Source organism: Ancylobacter mangrovi (genome assembly GCF_024752355.1).
Lineage (GTDB): Bacteria > Pseudomonadota > Alphaproteobacteria > Rhizobiales > Xanthobacteraceae > Ancylobacter > Ancylobacter mangrovi.
Window position 1 is genome coordinate 50,316 of the sequence record NZ_JANTHZ010000013.1, and the last position, 17,956, is coordinate 68,271.

General features: G+C 69.5%; 17 protein-coding genes. 5 read left to right on the plus strand and 12 right to left on the minus strand.

The window, feature by feature from the left end:
- Positions 1-11: 11 nt before the first annotated feature.
- The 3 genes from NVS89_RS20760 to purE form a co-directional block, all read right to left on the minus strand.
- On the minus strand, positions 12-980 hold the full coding sequence (locus tag NVS89_RS20760) for a protein-methionine-sulfoxide reductase heme-binding subunit MsrQ (protein ID WP_258734681.1): 969 nt from the start codon (positions 978-980) through the stop codon (positions 12-14).
- Between the two features lie 152 nt (positions 981-1,132).
- Positions 1,133-2,209, minus strand: coding sequence for a 5-(carboxyamino)imidazole ribonucleotide synthase (locus NVS89_RS20765; protein WP_374114617.1), 1,077 nt, complete (start codon positions 2,207-2,209; stop codon positions 1,133-1,135).
- An 8-nt stretch (positions 2,210-2,217) separates the two neighbouring features.
- Positions 2,218-2,727: a 5-(carboxyamino)imidazole ribonucleotide mutase gene (gene purE / locus NVS89_RS20770; RefSeq protein WP_258734683.1), complete on the minus strand. Its 510-nt coding sequence runs from the start codon at positions 2,725-2,727 to the stop codon at positions 2,218-2,220.
- Positions 2,728-3,115: 388 nt separating this feature from the next.
- Between purE and NVS89_RS20775 the strand changes: the two genes are divergently transcribed.
- Both NVS89_RS20775 and NVS89_RS20780 read left to right on the plus strand, forming a co-directional pair.
- A complete protein-coding gene (locus NVS89_RS20775; protein ID WP_258734684.1) occupies positions 3,116-5,218 on the plus strand; it encodes a L,D-transpeptidase scaffold domain-containing protein in 2,103 nt (700 codons plus the stop codon).
- Between the two features lie 428 nt (positions 5,219-5,646).
- Positions 5,647-7,308 carry a peptidoglycan L,D-endopeptidase MepK gene (locus NVS89_RS20780; RefSeq protein ID WP_309486575.1) on the plus strand — a complete coding sequence of 554 codons (1,662 nt, stop codon included), beginning with the start codon at positions 5,647-5,649 and terminating at the stop codon, positions 7,306-7,308.
- Between the two features lie 40 nt (positions 7,309-7,348).
- On the opposite strand, the gene NVS89_RS20785 is transcribed toward NVS89_RS20780, so the two are convergent.
- From NVS89_RS20785 to NVS89_RS20795, 3 genes are all read right to left on the minus strand, one after another.
- Positions 7,349-7,633 carry a DUF2312 domain-containing protein gene (locus tag NVS89_RS20785; RefSeq protein WP_258734685.1) on the minus strand — a complete coding sequence of 95 codons (285 nt, stop codon included), beginning with the start codon at positions 7,631-7,633 and terminating at the stop codon, positions 7,349-7,351.
- 210 nt (positions 7,634-7,843) lie between these two features.
- Complete coding sequence (locus NVS89_RS20790; RefSeq protein ID WP_258734686.1) at positions 7,844-8,146, minus strand: DUF1244 domain-containing protein; 303 nt, start codon at positions 8,144-8,146, stop codon at positions 7,844-7,846.
- A 36-nt stretch (positions 8,147-8,182) separates the two neighbouring features.
- Entirely contained in the window at positions 8,183-9,058 is an 876-nt protein-coding gene (locus tag NVS89_RS20795) for an N-formylglutamate amidohydrolase (RefSeq protein WP_258734687.1), read from the minus strand.
- A 196-nt stretch (positions 9,059-9,254) separates the two neighbouring features.
- Between NVS89_RS20795 and NVS89_RS20800 the strand changes: the two genes are divergently transcribed.
- Both NVS89_RS20800 and NVS89_RS20805 read left to right on the plus strand, forming a co-directional pair.
- Positions 9,255-10,547 (plus strand): glycerate kinase type-2 family protein, encoded by a 1,293-nt coding sequence (locus tag NVS89_RS20800; protein WP_258734688.1) that lies wholly within the window; start codon positions 9,255-9,257, stop codon positions 10,545-10,547.
- Positions 10,516-11,085, plus strand: a complete 570-nt coding sequence (locus NVS89_RS20805; RefSeq protein WP_258734689.1) for a DUF1036 domain-containing protein — start codon at positions 10,516-10,518, stop codon at positions 11,083-11,085. The genes NVS89_RS20800 and NVS89_RS20805 overlap by 32 nt, the downstream gene beginning before the upstream one ends.
- A gap of 237 nt (positions 11,086-11,322) precedes the next feature.
- On the opposite strand, the gene NVS89_RS20810 is transcribed toward NVS89_RS20805, so the two are convergent.
- From NVS89_RS20810 to NVS89_RS20835, 6 genes are all read right to left on the minus strand, one after another.
- The gene (locus NVS89_RS20810; protein WP_374114613.1) at positions 11,323-12,900 is read right to left on the minus strand and encodes a Do family serine endopeptidase; all 1,578 of its coding nucleotides are present in this window, start codon (positions 12,898-12,900) and stop codon (positions 11,323-11,325) included.
- Positions 12,901-13,104: 204 nt separating this feature from the next.
- On the minus strand, positions 13,105-13,290 hold the full coding sequence (locus NVS89_RS20815; RefSeq protein WP_258734690.1) for a DUF2065 domain-containing protein: 186 nt from the start codon (positions 13,288-13,290) through the stop codon (positions 13,105-13,107).
- Between the two features lie 10 nt (positions 13,291-13,300).
- Positions 13,301-14,284 carry a protease modulator HflC gene (hflC, locus tag NVS89_RS20820; protein ID WP_258734691.1) on the minus strand — a complete coding sequence of 328 codons (984 nt, stop codon included), beginning with the start codon at positions 14,282-14,284 and terminating at the stop codon, positions 13,301-13,303.
- Positions 14,281-15,435 (minus strand): FtsH protease activity modulator HflK, encoded by a 1,155-nt coding sequence (hflK, locus tag NVS89_RS20825; RefSeq protein ID WP_258734692.1) that lies wholly within the window; start codon positions 15,433-15,435, stop codon positions 14,281-14,283. The genes hflC and hflK overlap by 4 nt, the downstream gene beginning before the upstream one ends.
- A 182-nt stretch (positions 15,436-15,617) precedes the next feature.
- A complete protein-coding gene (locus tag NVS89_RS20830; RefSeq protein WP_258734693.1) occupies positions 15,618-15,896 on the minus strand; it encodes a ribbon-helix-helix domain-containing protein in 279 nt (92 codons plus the stop codon).
- Positions 15,893-16,213, minus strand: a complete 321-nt coding sequence (locus tag NVS89_RS20835) for a DUF4169 family protein (RefSeq protein WP_258734694.1) — start codon at positions 16,211-16,213, stop codon at positions 15,893-15,895. Before NVS89_RS20835 ends, NVS89_RS20830 begins: the two co-directional genes overlap by 4 nt.
- A gap of 328 nt (positions 16,214-16,541) precedes the next feature.
- On the opposite strand from NVS89_RS20835, the gene fumC reads away from it, so the two are divergent.
- Positions 16,542-17,933, plus strand: coding sequence for a class II fumarate hydratase (fumC, locus tag NVS89_RS20840; protein ID WP_258734695.1), 1,392 nt, complete (start codon positions 16,542-16,544; stop codon positions 17,931-17,933).
- Positions 17,934-17,956 lie beyond the last annotated feature (23 nt).

Here is a 17,956-nt window from a genome sequence, read left to right on the forward strand (position 1 = left end):
TCGAGAGCGCGTCAGGCCCGCGCGGTGCGGGCGCGGGGCGCGGGCAGGGGACGCCAGCGCAGCACCACGCTGCTCGCCACCGCGATGGCGAGGCCGGTGGCCGCCACCCACCAGGCGGGGCGGAGCGAATAGCCGAAGTCGAGATTGGCGGCGAGCACCCGCACCGGGTCGACCCCGGTCGCGGCGAGGTACCAGCCGGCCTCCAGCAGCGCGGTGGCGAGGCCGGCGAGGAGGGCGAGCGCCACGAGATTGACGAAGCCCGTGCCGCGTCCGGCGCGCTGCATCAGCCGCCAGCCCATCAGCCACAGAAAGAAGCCGGCCATCAGCGTCGGCTCGGTGACGTCGAGCTTCTGCTGCATGAAGAAGTGCAGCAGGCCGAGCGCGACGATCGGGTAGACCAGCATGTGCAGGCGTGCCCAGCGCTCGGCGCCGAGCCGGCGGATCGCGCCGTCCCACGAGGTCGCGGCGAGCACCATGAGGCCGACGAGGGCAACGAAGCCGATGGTGAGGTAGATGCGCAGCACGATCTCGCGCGCGGCGGTCGTGAGGCTGCCGGTGTCGATCAGATAGAAGGAGAAGTGCACGGCGATGTAGAAGGCCGCGCCGACGCCCAATGTGCGGCGGGCGGCGAGCAGCTTCGGCCAGTTGAACAGCCGGCGCGCCGGCGTGATCGCCAGGGTGATCAGCAGCAGCCGGATGGTCCAGTCGCCTATGACGCGGATCACCTCCACCAGCGGGCGCGCGCTCAGCGCCGGCCCGGGCCCGTCGAGGCCAGGGGTACCAAGTCCGGGGCCACCCAGCCCCGGCGCACCTAGCCCCGGTCCGCCGGCGCCCGGCGCGCCGATGCCGAACGGCTCCAGCGTGGTGAAGCCGCCGCTGAGCGCGCGGGCAATCAGCAGGGCGAGCGGGTACAGCACGATGAGAAGGGCAACGATCTTCTCGGGGCTGAGGCGGCCGTTTCGTTCGCGAAGGAAGTGCATGGCGGGGCAAGCGATGTGGTGAGGTCGGATGAAGAAGTCTCATCGACCATACGCAGCCTGCCCGCGCATTATTTCAAGCGCGTACCGCACGTTCCTGTGAAGCGCGGTGCGAAACAGACGGACGAGGGCGTCCGCCTGCGCCGGCCGGCGGCTCATGCCTCGGGGCGGATGCGGGTGACGTGGCCCATCTTGCGGCCCGGCCGGGCCTCGGCCTTGCCGTAGAGATGAAGATGCGCGCCCGGCTCCGCCAGCACCTCGTGCCACGTGTCGGCCTCGTCGCCGATCAGGTTGGTCATCTCGACCCGGCCCAGCCGTTCGACCGCCCCGAGCGGCCAGCCAGCGATGGCCCGCACATGCTGCTCGAACTGCGAGGTGACGGCGCCGTCCAGCGTCCAGTGCCCGGAATTGTGCACGCGCGGGGCGATCTCGTTGACGATGACCGCCTGCTCGCCGCCCTCGACGACCAGGAACAGCTCGACCGCGAACACGCCGACATAGCCGAGCGCCCCGCCGATGTGCCGGGCGATCGCGCTGGCCGACGCCTCCACCGCGGGGGTGACGTCCGCCGGCACGGTGGAGCGGTGCAGGATGTGGTGGCGGTGCTCGTTCTCGGTCACCTCATAGGCGGCGAAGCGCCCGTCGGCGGTGCGCGCGGCGACCACCGAGACCTCGCGCTCGAAAGGCACGAAGCCTTCGAGGATCGCCGGGTGCCGGCCGATCGCGGCGAAGGCGGCGGATGCGTCGTCGCCCTCGCGGATCATCACCTGCCCCTTGCCGTCATAGCCGAAGCGCCGGGTCTTCAGCACCGCCGGCCGGCCGACCGTGGCGAGCGCGGCCTCGAGGCCGGCCTCGTCGTCGACGGCGGCGAAGGGCGCGGTGCGGATGCCGAGGCCGGCGACGAAGCTCTTTTCTTCAAGCCGGTCCTGGGTGATGCCGAGCGCGCGCGGGCCCGGATGCACCGGCACGAAGGATTCGAGATGGCCGGCGGTCGCCACCGGCACGTTCTCGAACTCGTAGGTGACGACGTCGACCGTGCGGGCGAAGGCCTCCAGCGCGGCGAGGTCGTCATAGGCGGCGCTGCTGTGCGCGTCGGCGACCTGGAAGGCGGGGTTGTCGCCCGCCGGGGCGAAGATGTGCGTCTTCAGGCCGAGCGGGGCGGCGGCGAGCGCGATCATCCGCGCGAGCTGGCCGCCGCCGAGAATGCCGATCGTGTTGCCGGGCTTCAGCATGGGCGCGCTCACGCCGGCCGCTCGGCGACGGCCTCGGTGCGGGCCGCGCGCCAGGCGTCGAGACGGGAGGCCAGCGCCTCGTCGGAAAGCGCCAGCACGGCGGCGGCGAGCAGGGCGGCGTTGGTCGCCCCCGCGCGGCCGATGGCGAGCGTGCCGACCGGAATGCCGGCGGGCATCTGCACGATGGAATAGAGGCTGTCGAGCCCGGACATGGTCTTCGATTCCACTGGCACGCCGAACACCGGCAGCGGGGTCAGCGCGGCCACCATGCCCGGCAGGTGCGCCGCTCCGCCCGCGCCGGCGATGATGGTCTTGTAGCCGGCCTCGCGCGCACCCTTGGCGAAGGTGTACATCCGCTCCGGCGTGCGGTGGGCCGAGACGATCAGGCAGTCATGGGGCACTTCGAGGATGTCCAGCGTTTCCGACGCGTGGCGCATCGTCTCCCAGTCCGACTGGCTGCCCATGATGATGGCGATCGGCCGCGGTTCGGTGGCCGTCTCGGCCGTGGGCTCGCTCATGTCTGGTTCATTCCCCCGAAAAGAAGGCGCGGATTATAGGAATCGCGCCTGCCGCGGCAAGGCGGAACTGCGGCAGGGCGGAACTTGTGCGCCCCCGCGCCGGTGGGGCGTGCCCGGCGCCGGATTTGCCGGCCGGCGGGGCGAAGCTGCGATCATGCTTAACATGACCTTTACTTCGTTCGGTCACAGTGCGTTGTCGGCACGGTTGGCCCTCGTCCCGGTGTGGCATGAGAGCGACGGCTGGCAGACAAGCGGGAACATTATCGTTTTCGTGAGTTGAACCGGTATGGACCCGCGATTGAAAGTGGCGGGCCCGCTATCCGCCTTGCAGGATGGTACGAGGGTGCGGAGAGGGTTTATGGTCGGGCGTATCGGGAAAGAGGCTGGGATGCGGCGCAACGGGCGTTATCTGACAGGTGGCGCGTGCGCGCTGGCGGTTTCGGTCGCCGCCGGCCTCGCCGTGGCGCTGGCCCATCCGTTGCCGGCCTGGGCGCAGGAGTTCTCCGGCGCGCCGATCGCCGTGGATCCGGCCGGCAACGGCACCGGCGACGCGGTCGCCGCCTTCGATCCCGCCGCCTCCGGCATGCAGGACACCGGGCAGGGCGCCTCGCTGCTGGCCTCGCCCGGCGACGAGCCGGCGCCGTTCGACATGAACGAGCACCGCCGGCCGGCCGTGCGCCAACGCACCGCCGCGCTCTCGGCGCCGCCCGAGATGGTGCCGCCGGCCGAACCGGCCGCCGCAGTCTCCAACACGCCCGCCGCTCCCGCGAGCGAGGGCATGACGCCGGCGACGCCCTCGGTGGGCAACGGCGCGCCCGGCACCGGCGCCGCGACGCCCGGCTCTACTACCCCGGACGTCGCCACCCCGGCAGCCCCGACGCCGGGCGCTGTCACTCCCGGGGCGACCCCGGCCGCCCCGACCCCGGCCACCGCCGAGCAGCCGCAGGCGCCCGGGCAGATGGTGCCGACCTATCTCTCCGATCTGCTGTCGAGCCAGGCCGGCCACTATGTGGCGCGCGAGAACGAGCGCCAGGCGCTGGTCGATTTCTACACGGCGCGCGACTACCGCCCGGCCTTCACCGCCGGGAGCGGCCTGTCGCCGCTCGGCAAGGCGGCGGTGGCGGCCTTCGCCGGCTCGTTCGCGGACGGGCTGAACCCGGCCGACTATGTGGCGCCCGCGCTGACGCCGGATGCGCCCGATGCGGCGGTGGCGGAAGCCGAGCTGCGTCTCGCCGGCGCGGCGCTGCTCTATGCGCGCCACGTGCAGAGCGGGCGCTTCGACCCCAAGCGCATCTCCGACAATATCGGCCCGAGCCCGACCGTGCCGGACCCGGCCGCGGTGCTGGCGCAGCTCGCCGGCTCGCCCGACCCGCGCGCGACCTTCGCGTCCTTCGCGCCGCAATATGACGAATACCGGCTCCTGAAGAGGCAGCTCGCGCGGCTGGAGAAGTCCGGGCCAGCGCTGCCGCCGCCGACCGTGCCGTCCGGCCCGCTGCTGCGCCCGGGCGACAGCGATCCGCGCGTGCCGGTGCTGCGCGAGCGGCTCGGCATCGGCGGGGCGCCGGAGGACACCACCTATGACGACCTGCTGGTCGAGGCGGTGCGCGACTTCCAGAGCATGGCCGGCCAGAAGGTGGACGGCATCGTCGGGCGCGACACGCTGAGCGCCCTCAACGAGAATTCCGCCCCCCAGGTCGCCGACGTGATCGCCAACATGGAGCGTTGGCGCTGGCTGCCGCACGACGTGGCGCCCGCCTATGTGATGGTGAACATCCCTGAGTTCATGGTCCGCGTCGTCGTCAACGAGCAGACGGTGCACGAGACCCGGGTGGTGGTCGGCAAGCCGCAGAACCAGACTCCGCTCCTGACCCAGGACATGGAGTATGTGGTGTTCAACCCGTCCTGGCATGTGCCGCCCGGCATCATCCGCAAGGAGATGCTGCCGGCGCTGCGCGCCAACCCCTATGCGCTGGAGCGCCAGGGCATCGATGTGGTGCGCAACGGGCGCATCATCGATCCGGGCACGGTGGACTGGAGCCGGGGCACGCAGGGCTATTCGTTCCGCCAGCCGCCGGGCGAGCGCAACGCGCTCGGGCGCATGAAGTTCATGTTCCCGAACAAGTACGCGGTCTATCTGCACGACACGCCGAGCCGCTCGCTCTTCAGCCGCGACTATCGCGCCTACAGCCATGGCTGCGTGCGCGTCTACGAGCCGCTGAAGTTCGCCGAGGTGATCTTCGGCCTCGGCCTGCCCAATGACGGCTGGGGCGAGCAGCGCATTTCGCGGCTGATCGGCGGCAACGAGAAGTACCTCAACCTGAAGCAGCACATTCAGGTGAACCTCGTCTACTTCACCAACTTCGTCGATGCGAGCGGCCGGCTCGTCGCGCGCGACGACCTCTACGGCATCAACCAGGCGACCAAGACCATTCTCGGCCTCGACGGCACGAGCCGGGTCGCCGACCGGCGTGGCGTGATCTCCGCACGCTGAGGGCGGGCCACCTTCCCAAGAGTTCCGGATGGCGGGCGCACGGGCGCCCGCCGCTGCGCCGGCGAATCGAACCTCCACCTCGTCAAAGCCTGCCGCTCCGGCATCCTTCAGGCGGAAGTAATGCCGCGTCGACGTGATTCGGCGCCGGCAAGTATGCGGCACTGCACGCATTTCAGCCGTGGTCGGAAGTGATCGCGCCGCGCGCCGGATGTATCATTTTCAGCACGCGAAATCGGAAAATGGTGATTATCACGGTAGTTCAGTATGAATTTGGCGTGATGGCACTCTTTCGCCACAGTCCGTTTCTAGCGAGGGAGGCAATAAGCGTGGGGGGTGGGCCGTAAACGGCCTCTTAACCAGACCCGACAAGACTGTATTCACCATGTACGCCACGGTCATGCGGACCGTGTCGTCTCGAGGAAACACTGTTGCTCGGGTCCAGGTTCGTGCGCATCATCCCGGCTCTACCTACTCGTCCTCTGATGAAGGCCGCGCTGCTGGCGGCGGCGGTCACATTGTGCAGCGCCGATCTGCTGGAGGACGCGGTCGCCAATGGCGATACCCGCACGCTCAGCTTCCACCATGTCCATTCCGGCGTCAGCGCGACCATCACCTTCAAGAAGGACGGGCGCTACGTTCCCTCCGCGCTGAAGCAGCTCAACGTGCTGATGCAGGACTGGCGGCTCAAGGAGCCGACCAACATGGACCCCCGGCTGTTCGACATCATCTGGGAGGTCTATCGCGACGTCGACGCGAGCCGCCCGATCGAGGTGATCGGCGGCTATCGTTCGCCCAGGACCAACGCCATGCTGCGCCAGCGCTCGCGCGGCGTCGCCAAGACCAGCCTGCACATGCAGGGCAAGGCGATGGACTTCTTCATTCCCGGCGTGCCGCTGGAGAAGATCCGCGAGGCGGGCCTGCGGCTGCAGCGCGGCGGCGTCGGCTTCTATCCTACCTCCGGCTCGCCCTTCGTCCATCTCGACACCGGCGGCATCCGCCACTGGCCGCGCATGACGCGTAGCCAGCTCGCCCGCGTCTTCCCGGACGGCAAGACCGTGCACATTCCGGCCGACGGCAAGCCGATGTCCGGCTACCAGGTCGCCCTCGCCGAGGTGGAGGCGCGCGGCAAGGAGCCGGGCGGCGCCGGCGCGAGCTTCGCCGGCCTCGCGGCGACCAACAACCCGAAGCCGCGCAAGAACCTCCTCGCCTCGCTGTTCGGCAAGGATGACGAGGACGACGATGCTGACAGCGGCGCTCCGGCGCCGGTGGTGACCGCCAGCGCCACGCCCGCCGCGGCGACGCCTGCGGCAGAGGCTCCGGCGTCCCAGGCTGAGGCGTCGGAGGCTGCCGCGCCGGTCGCGCTCGCCTCGGCCGCGCCGATCCCGATGCCCGTGCCCAATCCGCTGCCGCGCCTTGCCACGGCCGCGCCCGCCGTTCCGATGGACAAGCCCGCCGCGCCGGTTCTGGCTGCTGTCGTACCTTCGGCCATGCCCAGGCCCGCGCCCGCCCCCGGCGTCGATCCCTCGCTGGCCGCTCTCGCAGCGGCGGTGCCGCTGCCGGAAGCCACGCGTGCCGCGCCGATGGTGGTGGCGAGCGCCGCGCCGGTGCCGCTCCCGCTCGCCCGTCCGGCCGAGGCCGATGGCGGCGCTGCCCTTCCCGAGGTGATTACGCGCGGCGCCGGCGGCGAAGGCGGCCCGGTGCTCGCCTATGCCTCCGCCGCGACCGGCTTCTATCCGCGCCCGCGCCTCCAACCGGGACGCGCCCCCGCGCCGGCGGCGGCACAGGGCACGGCGTCAGCCGCGACGCCGAGCGCCGCGGGCCGGACCGGGCAGGGCCATTCGTCCGAGATGCAGGCCGAAATCCGGCGCCTGTTCAACGGGCCGACCGTCGCCCGTAATGTGCACCTGCGCCAGCCCGAGCTTCGCCGCTTCGCCAATTTCGTCGCCCCGCCGCGCTCGGTGGTGGCGGGCGGCTTCGGCGGCGACGGCTCCAACGGGCTGTCGACCTCGCGCTTCCAGGGCGCCGCCGTGGTGGCGGTGCCGGTGGTGGCGATGGCCTCCGGGCCGGCGCCTCTGCGCGACCCGCTCTGACGGCGATGTCTGCCGGCGCTTCCCACCGGCAGTGCCGGGCTCAGCTGCCGCCGAGCATCCCCAGCGCCTGCATGTAGAGGTCCACGATGGCCTCGTGCTCGGCGCGCTGGTCGGCGTCCTGCTTGCGGATCTTCAGAATCTCGCGCAGCGCCTTGGTGTCGAAGCCGTTGCCCTTGGCCTCGGCGAAGACGTCCTTGATGTCATCGGCGATGGCCTTCTTCTCCTCCTCGAGCCGCTCGATGCGCTCGATGAAGGCCTTGAGCTGGTCCTTTGCGAAGCTCGCAGGGGCGTCGGAGACCGGCTGGTCGTAGGAAATGTCGGACATGATGTCTCCCGGTTCTGCGCGCGCCCGCGCCCGCGCAGGCTCGAATTTCGGGCGGCGATGAGGACCCGAAGCGGAGCCCCGCGTCAAGGCGTGGCGACGCCGCGCGGCGCGCTGCACCCGCAATCCACCGTTCTTTGCGACGATCCGCGCCACCGCCATATCATGGCCGGATTGCGCGGGCGCGCCTCCCGCCCGCGGCGGGGTGACGGATCAGTGCCCGCCGGGGCCGGTGAAGGCGGCCTTCTGCGCCGGGCTCGCCTCGGCCTGATGGGTGGCCTTCCATTCCTCATAGGGCATGCCGTAGACGATCTCGCGGCTTTCGTCCCTGGTCAGGGGAAGCCCGCGCTCCTGCGCTGCGTCGAGGTACCAGTTGGACAGGCAGTTGCGGCAGAAGCCGGCGAGGTTCATCAGGTCGATGTTCTGCACGTCGGTGCGCGCGCGCAGATGCGCCACGAGGCGGCGGAAGGCGGCGGCCTCCAGCTCGGTGCGGGTCTTCTCGTCGATCTCGGTCATGTCGGCCTCCGGGGATCGGGCGCCGAGGGGCGCCGTTCACGGATAGATAGGCGGTACCGGGCCGGTGCGCGAGCCATAGGCGTGCCGCTCGTGCAGCAGCGGCTCGGCGAGGATGGCCGGCAGCAGCCCGGCGAGGCGGTCGGCCCAGGCCTGCTGGCCAGCCTCGTCGCCGATCAGGTCCTGCCGGATCTCGATCAGCGTGTGGGCGAGGCCGCGCGAGGTGCCGTGGCGATAGAGGCAGTCGTTGCGCAGGGCCCCGTCATAGGGTTCGTTGTCGCCGACGATGAGGTCGCCCGGCGCGCGCAGCGCCTCCAGCAGCGGGGCGGTGAAGCGCGGGTCGGCGTCCCACAGCAGCGCGACATGCCAGGGCCGCGGCACGCCGCGCCAGACCGGGGTGAAGCTGTGGACGGACAGGATCGCCGGAACCGCGCCGGCGGCGAGGGCGCGCGCGATCTCGGCCTCGATGGCCGCGTGATAGGGGCGGTGGAACAGGGCGAGCCGGCGTTCCACCTCGTCCGCGTCGGCATGGCGGTTGCCGGGGATGACCGCGCCGTCGGAGAGCCGCATGACGAGGGTCGGATCGTCCTCGCCGCGGTTGGGATCGATCAGCAGCCGCGAGAAATGCGACAGCACGGCCGGACAGCCGAGCGTTGCCGCCAGCCGCCGCGTGACGCCGGCGACGCCGATGTCGTAGCCGATGTGCCGCTCCAGCTCGCCGGGCGGCAGGCCGAGCCCCTCATAGGCCGCGGGCAGCGCGTTGGAGGCGTGGTCGCAGATCAGCAGCAGGCCGGCCTCGGCGGCGCCGGGGATCACCTCGAAGGCGGGAAAGGAGGACGGGTCGTCGATCGTTGCCGCCTCGTCACGACCTCCGTCATGATCCTCGGCACGATCTTCCCGGGAAAGGCGACGCATATTGGCCCAGTCGCGAACGATAAGATGACGCAGGATAGTGACGCAGCCCGCCGGGTGCCATAGGAATACGCGCGTTTCGTGTCGCGCATGGGCCGGATTCGGTGCCGGATTCCGTGCGGCGGCGCAGAAGGCGAAGGTAGAAGATGCGGCGGCCGAACCGCCGGGACAGCGGCTCGTAACGAGCAGGGTGGAATGAATGAGTGACGTTTCGGCGCGTGCCTTTCTCGATCGGCTGTTCACGGCGGCAGTTGCCGCCGCCCATCCTTCGACCTGCCTGCCGCCGGCCCTGCCGCCGCCGCCCGCGAGCGGACGGCTGATCCTGCTGGCGGCCGGCAAGGCGGCCGGCTCGATGCTGGAGGTCGCCGAGGCGCATTATCTCGACACGCTGGGCCTCGATCCCGCGCGGCTCGCCGGCGTCGGCGTCGCCCGCCACGGCTATGGCCGCCCGACCCGCCAGCTCGAAATGGTCGAGGCCGGCCATCCGATGCCGGACGCGGCGGGCCTCGGCGCGGCGCAGAAGGCGCTCGATCTTGCCGCCTCGGCGACCGCCGACGATTTGGTGCTGGTGCTGCTCTCGGGCGGGGCCTCGGCCAACTGGATCGCGCCGGCTGTCGGCGTCGAGCTGGACGACAAGCGCTCGCTGACGCGCGCGCTGCTGCGCTCGGGCGCGAACATCACCGAGATCAACACGGTCCGCAAGCATCTCTCGCGCATCAAGGGCGGTCGCCTCGCCGCGCTGGCCCAGCCGGCGAAGGTGGTGACGCTCTCCATCTCCGACGTGCCGGGCGACGATCCGGCGGTGATCGGCTCCGGGCCGACCGTCCCGGACCCGACGACGCTGGCCGAGGCCCGCGACGTGCTGGCGCGCTACCGCATCGACCCGCCGCCCTCGGTGGCGGTGGCGCTGCGCGACCCGGAAAACGAATCGCCCAAGCCCGGCGATCCCGCCTTCGCCAACAGCGAGTACCTTCTCGTCGCGCGCCCGGCCGATTCCTTCGTCGCCGCCGAGCGGATCGTGCGCGAGGAGGGGCTGGAGCCGATCCTGCTCGGCGACAATCTCGAGGGCGAGGCCCGCGAGGTGGCGGCGGCGCAGGCGGCCAAGGCCCGCGAGCTGAAGGCGGCGGGCAAGAAGGCGGTGCTGCTCTCGGGCGGCGAACTGACCGTGACCATGCGCGGCCAGGGCCGCGGCGGCCCGAACCAGGAATTCGCGCTGGCGCTCGCCGTCGCGCTGGAAGGGGCGGCCGGCATCTATGCGGTGGCCGGCGACACGGACGGCACCGATGGCGGCGGCGGCGACGCTTCCGACCCCGCCGGCGCCTATGTGATGCCCGACACGCTCGCGCGGGCGAAGGCGGCCGGTCTCGATCCTGCCGCCTTTCTCGCCAATAACGATTCCACGAGCTTCTTCGAGCCCTTGGAAGACCTTCTGACGCCAGGGCCGACCTGTACCAACGTCAATGACTTCCGCGCTGTCTTCATCGACGATTGAGATCGCACCTGCCCGCCGGGGCGGGCGCCGGGCCGCGTCGCGCCGGTTGAGCGCGCGCGCGACGTGGCGCGCGCTGATCCCGGCGCTGGCGGCGGCGTCGATCTTCGCCGCGACGACACCCGCCGCCGCCGATTTCCGCCTGTGCAACCAGTCGGCGAGCCGGGTGGGCATCGCGCTCGGCTACAAGGACGGCGACGTCTGGGCCACCGAGGGCTGGTGGAACATCGGCGCCAAGAGCTGCGAGACGCTGCTGCGCGGGGACCTCGTCGCCCGCTTCTACTACGTCTACGCGATCGATTACGACCTCGGCGGCGAGTGGTCGGGCAAGGCCTTCATGTGCACGCGGGAGAAGGAATTCACCATTCGCGGCATCCAGGACTGCCTCGCCCGCGGCTTCGACCGCACCGGCTTCTTCGAGGTCGACACGCACGAGCAGAAGAGCTGGACGGTGCAGCTCACCGAGCCGAAGAACAAGCATCCCGACCAGACCGCCGGCGCCAACATCGACGCCCCGCCGCTGCCGCCGCCCAAGCCCTGACGGGCGCGGCCTGACCGGCGCCGGCCTGCGCAGTGGCTTTAGCAATTGCCCCGCGCGACCTTGGCAGACTTCTGCGCTGATCGACCGCTCCGAAACACGGCGGGCGTTCATACGCCGGACGGGCAAGCCGCCGAACGACCCACGAAAATCCGGCCGAACCGATTCGCCGTTTACCGGAGCAAATCCCGCGACGCTTCGGGCCTCTGCCCGGGCGGCGTCGCGGGCGAAGGCGGCGCGCTAGTCGATCGGCAGCGCGGTGAAGCGCACCTGGCCCTCGGCGTCGCTGATCATCAGCAGGGCCGAGCGGCGACCGTCCGCCTTGAGCTCGGCGATACGCTTGGAGATGTCCTCCGGCGTCTCGGTGGCTTCCTGGTTGACCTCGACGATCAGGTTGCCGGCGACCAGACCGCGATCGGCGGCCGGCGTGTTGGGCTCGACCGAGACGATGACCACGCCCTTCAGCTCGTCCTTGATCTTGAACTTGGTGCGCAGCTCCGGGGTCAGCTCGCTCACTTCGAGGCCGAGCATCTTGGTGGTCTCGGCGGGGGTCGTGTCGGGCTGCTCCTTCGGGGTCTCGTCGGTGGCTTCGGTGTCGTCGCCCTCGTCAAGGCGGCCGACGACGAGCTTCAGCGTCTCCTCCTTGCCGCGGCGGACGACGACCACGTCGACCTCCTTGTCGACCGGCGTGTCGGCCACGATGATCGGCAGCGAGCGCATGTCCTTCACCTCGTGGCCGTCGAAGGCGACGATCACGTCGCCGGCCTTGATGCCGCCCTTGGCGGCCGGGCCGTCATCGGTGACCGAGCCGACCAGCGCGCCGTGCGGCTTGTCGAGCGACAGGCTCTCGGCGATGTCCGGCGTCACCTGCTGGATGCGCACGCCGATCCAGCCGCGCCGCGTCTCGCCGAACTCCTTGAGCTGGGCGATGACCGGCGTCGCGGTGTTGGAGGGCACGGCGAAGCCGATGCCGATGGAGCCGCCCGAGGGCGAGATGATGGCAGTGTTGATGCCGATCACGTCGCCGTCCATGTTGAACAGCGGGCCGCCCGAATTGCCCCGGTTGATGGCGGCGTCGGTCTGCAGGAAGTTGTCGTAGGGGCCGGAGTTGATGTCGCGGTTACGGGCGGAGATGACGCCCACGGTGAGCGTGCCGCCGAGCCCGAACGGGTTGCCGATCGCCATCACCCAGTCGCCGACGCGCAGCGAATCCGAATCGCCGAACTTTACTGATTTGAGCGTCTTGCCGGGCTCGGGCGTCACCTTGAGCAGGGCGAGGTCGATCTTGGTGTCGCGCCCGACCAGTTCCGCCTTCAGCTTCGAGCCGTCGGCGAAGTTGGCGTAGATCTCGTCGGCGTCGGCGATGACGTGGTTGTTGGTGACGATGAGGCCGGACGGGTCGATGACGAAGCCCGAGCCGAGCGAGGAGACGCGGCGCGGCGTCTGGTCCTCGCCCTGCTGCTGCCGGCGCTTGAAGAATTCCTCGAAGAATTCCTCGAAGGGCGAGCCGGGCGGCAGCTCGGGCGTGGGCACGCCGCGCGAGGGCGCGACCGTCTGCGAGGTCGAGATGTTGACGACGGCGTCCATCACCCGCTCGGCCGTGTCGGCGACCGTGTCCGGCCCCTTGGTCGACGCGGCATGGCCGGCGACCGGCATCAGGGCGAAGGCGCCCGCCGCCAGAGTGGCGGCGAGGAGGAGGGCGCCGGCGCGGCGCGGCAGGGAAAGAGGCACTGCCCGGGCGAACGCCTGCAGCGGTGCGAGGGGCGAAGCTTCGGCGTCCCGCTCGCGCCGCCCGAGACCGTGAACCCGCTTCGTCATGCTGCCTCCTTCGCGCCGTCGCGCCGTGCCCGGCGGGCCGCCCGGTTGGCCGGGATGTGCACCACCTCAGCGGGAGACGCTTAACCGGGACGCGGTCCGATGCAAGCCAAAACCACGCGAGGCAGACGCGACGTCAGGCCGCCGCGAAGGGCCGGCCGCGGTTCGCCCTCGCGCGCCTTCGCACCGAGGCCGTGACGGGCGTCGTCAGCCGCGGATCAGCCAGACGATGAGCAGTCCGATGACGGCGCCGGCCAGCCCCGTAATGCGCAAGGGCATGTCGGGAAGCTGGTCGATCGCCTCCATGGCGCGACGCACGGCACTGGGTGCCGCCGCCAGCATCAGTCCCTCGATCACCAGCACGAGGCCGAGCGCGACGACGAGATCGGCCATGGCCCGCGCGTCAGTTCGCGGGGGCGGGGCTGGGCTGCGAGCCCGTCTCCGGGGCCGGCGTGGCGGCCGGTCCGGAAGCGGGTGCCGGTGCGGCGGAAGCGCTGGGCGCCGACGGCGCCCCGGTGCCCGCAGGGACCGGGTTGTTGAAGAAACGGAAGAAATCCGAATCGGGCGCCAGCAGCATCCGGGTGTCGCCGGACTTCATCGAGGCTTCGTAGGCCTGCATCGAGCGATAGAAGTCGAAGAAGTCCTTATCCTTGCTGTAGGCCTGCGCGAAGATCTCGTTGCGCTGGGCCTCGCCTTCGCCGCGCAGCTTGTCGGCGGTGGCGTTGGCCTCGGCGACGATGACGGTAGAATCGCGATCGGAGCGGGCGCGAATGGCCTGCGACGCCTCGGCGCCCTGTGCGCGGATCTCGGATGCCTCGCGCTGGCGCTCGGTCTGCATGCGCTGGAACACCGCCTGGCTGTTCGCCTCCGGCAGGTCGGCGCGGCGGATGCGCACGTCGAGGATGTTGATGCCGAAATTCTGCGCCTCGCGGTTCACCTGGTCGCGGATGCGGCCCATCAGCGCCTCGCGCTGGTCACGCACCACCTCGATGAAGCTGGCTTCGCCCAGCACGCGGCGCAGCGCCGAGTTGAGGATGGTGGCGAGGCGCGAATTGGCGCCCTCCACCGTGCCCACCGACTGGTAGAAGCGCAGCGGATTGACGATGCGGTAGCGCGCGAAGGCGTCGACCACGAGCCGCTTCTGGTCAGCGGCGATCACTTCCTGCGAGGGATTCTCGAGGTCGAGGATGCGCTTGTCGACCAGGATCACGCTGTCGACCAGCGGGATCTTGGCGTTGAGGCCGGGCTGCTCGATCACGCGCACCGGCTCGCCGAAGCGCAGCACCAGCGCCTGCTGGGTCTGGTAGACCTGGAACAGCGCCGAATAGAGGACGATCAGGACGGCGGCGGCGAGAATGGCGAGGATGAGGCCGATGCTGTGCTTCATTTCGCGACTCCCTGCGTGGCCGGGGCCGGCTTGGCGGAGGATGGGCTGAGCGCGCCGAGCGGCAGGTAGGGAACGACCCCGTTGCCGCTCGCCTTCTGGTCGATGATGACCTTGTCCATGCCGCCGAAGACACGTTCCATGGTTTCGAGATAGAGGCGCTGACGGGTCACTTCCGGCGCCTTCTGGTATTCGGCCAGCACGCTGAGGAAGCGCGAGGCCTGGCCGCGTGCCTCGATGACCGCGCGCTCCTTGTAGCCTTCCGCGCCCTGGGTGATGCGGGCTGCCTCGCCGCGGGCCTCGGGCACGACTCGGTTGGCGTAGGCCTGCGCCTCGTTCTGCAGGCGCTCGGCGTCGGCGCGCGCGGCTTGCACGTCGCGGAACGAGTCGATGACCTGCTGCGGCGGGTCGACCTTCTGGAGCTGGACCTGGGTGATGAGGACGCCGGACTGGTAATCGTCGAGGGTCTTCTGCATCAGCTCGTGCACGGCGGTCTCGATGTTCTGGCGCGCGCCGGTGAGGATCGGCTGGATGTTCGTGCGCCCGACCACCTCGCGCATCGCGCTCTCGGCCACCGCCTTGATGGTGCCTTCGGGATTCTGGACGTTGAACAGGAAGTTGGCGGCGCCGATGTCCTCGGTCGAGCCGGCGGCAGCGGGCTTCACCATCCAGAACACGGCGAAATCGACGTCGACGATGTTCTCGTCGCCGGTGAGCATCAGGCTCTCCTCGGCAACGTCGCGCATGGCGGCGCCGCGACGGGGATCGTCGCCGGTGCGGATGCCGATGTCGATGCGGTTCACGCGCGTGACCTGCGGGGTCAGCACGGTCTCGATCGGGTAGGGCAGGTGGTAGTTCAGGCCGGGATTCGAGGTCGCGACGAAGCGGCCGAAGCGCAGGACCACGCCCTGCTCGTCCGGCTCCACGCGGTAGAAGCCCGACAGCAGCCACGCGACGATGGCGAGGGCGACGACGAGGATGATGCCCTTGCCGCTGCCGAAGCCGCCCGGCATCGCACTGCGCAATTTTTCCTGGCCGCGGCGGATCAGGTCTTCGAGATCGGGAGAATTTGGTCCCGGCGATTGCGGGCCGGTGCCCCAGGGACCGCGCGGACCGCTGCCCCACGGTCCACCGCTCTGGTTCTTCCACGACATTGCGCGGCTACTCCGTTTGCGTGCCCGATCGCCCAGGCCCGCATACGCAGAACCGTGAGACGCCACCGTGCAGATCGATTCCGCGCTCTCGTTGCGAGAAACGCGGGCGAGGGCGTTATAGGTGACGAGACACCGGGTTACAACGCGCCGTCGCGTGGCGTCATATGGGAATGTACGAAATGTTACGCAACGGTAGACCGCACGGGCATGCTGCGTTCGCCGTGATCGGCGCCGTCGCGCATGTTGGGAGAGTTACGATAGTGGGCAAGCACATAGAGCCGTATCGCCGATGAAAGATTGCCCTGGTTCCGACCGGAATCGATGGAGGCGACGATCTCCGACAGCGTACTGCGCCGATTTGAGGCGATCTCCTTGAGCGCATCCCAGAACTGATCTTCAAGGCTTACGCTCGTCTTGTGCCCGGCAATAACGATCGATCGCTTCACCACAGGGCTCTTCATGTTTCATCCTCTCGAATTCGCCTATGGCCGTCCAGCAAGTTCGCCCGGCGCTGCTCCTGGGCAGACTCCGCCGTTTTCTGCGCCTTCGACCGGCCAAACTCCAAACGCCTGATCGCGGCAATTTGTTCCGCAGCTTCGCGACGAAGGCGCTTGCGATGTCGATGAAGGTTGATCAGATCCGCCATAAGTAGAATAATACCGCATCCGCCCAGATTGCTCTTCCGATATACCTCTAGTGCAGCAATTTGACCGCATACAGACTTTTTTTTGTCCGTGATTTGGTGGCCGGAGACCATTCGCCGGGTGGGCAGCCCCATCGTGAGTCGCGAATCTGTAGGTAATAGGCTTATCTCTACCTTGCGTTGCTTGAACTGCTCGGTTCAGTCTAGTCAGGTTGCGGACGGGAAGGGGTCACTTTCGCGCCGCGCAAGGCGGCGCAAGGCGTCGCGGCACGCCGGCGCCGCTCCCGGGCGCATCACGGCCTCGTGAAACGGGGTTGATATCCGCGTTTTCGGCTGGTCCGCCCACTCTCCGCAGGGCGCATTTGCGGGGCCTGCCCCGCATGCTAAACCCGGCCGCGCCCCAGGCCCTCGTGCCCGATTGGGACGGTTTTAAGGACGCGCTGATCCGAGAGGCTAAGAAATCATGAGCAAGACCCGCATCGAAACCGACACGTTCGGTCCCATCGACGTGGAGGCGGACAAGTACTGGGGTGCGCAGGCTCAGCGCTCGCTCGGAAACTTCAAGATCGGCTGGGAAAAGCAGCCGCTGCCGGTGGTTCGCGCGCTCGGCGTCATCAAGCGGGCCGCGGCCGAGACCAATCTCGAGCTCGGCAGGCTCGACCCGGAGCTCGCCCGCGTCATCATCGCCGCCGCGCAGGAAGTGATGGAGGGCAAGCTCGACGCCCATTTCCCGCTCGCGGTCTGGCAGACCGGCTCGGGCACGCAGTCGAACATGAACGCCAACGAGGTCATCTCGAACCGCGCGATCGAGATGCTGGGCGGGACGATGGGCTCCAAGAAGCCGGTCCATCCCAACGACCACGTCAATATGAGCCAGTCCTCCAACGACACCTATCCGACGGCGATGCACGTCGCCTGCGCGGAGGAGATCGTCCACCGGCTGGTCCCGGCGCTTCAGAAGCTGCGCAACGCGCTGAACGACAAGGCGCAGCAGTGGAAGGGCATCATCAAGATCGGCCGCACCCACACCCAGGACGCCACGCCGCTCACCCTCGGCCAGGAATTCTCCGGCTACACCCAGCAGGTTGAGAACGGCATCGCCCGGATCGAGCAGACGCTGCCCTCGCTGATGGAACTCGCCCAGGGCGGCACGGCGGTCGGCACCGGGCTCAACGCGCCGGTCGGCTTCGCGGAGAAGGTGGCGGAGCGGATCGCCGCCATCACCGGGCTTCCCTTCACCTCGGCGCCGAACAAGTTCGAGGCGCTCGCCGCCCATGACGCGATGGTGTTCTCGCACGGCGCGATCAACACGGTGGCGGTGTCGCTGTTCAAGATCGCCAACGACATCCGCCTGCTCGGCTCCGGCCCGCGCTCGGGCCTCGGCGAACTCGCCCTGCCGGAGAATGAGCCGGGCTCCTCGATCATGCCCGGCAAGGTGAACCCCACCCAGTGCGAGGCGCTGACGCAGGTCTGTGTGCAGGTGTTCGGCAACAATGCGGCGCTCAGCTTCGCCGGCAGCCAGGGCCATTTCGAGCTCAACGTCTACAACCCGGTGATGGCCTACAACTTCCTGCAGTCGGTGCGGCTGATGGCGGACGCGGCGGTGAGCTTCACCGACAATTGCGTCGTCGGCATCGAGGCGCGCGAGGACAATATCGAGGCGGCGCTGGAGCGCTCCTTGATGCTTGTCACGGCACTGGCGCCGAAGATCGGCTACGACAACGCTGCCAAGATCGCCAAGACCGCGCACAAGAACGGCACCACGCTGCGCGAGGAAGCGGTCGGCGGCGGCTATGTGACGAATGAGGAATTCGACGCAATCGTGCGGCCGGAGAAGATGATCTCGCCCGGTTAACAGGCGTTCAGCTACATGAATGA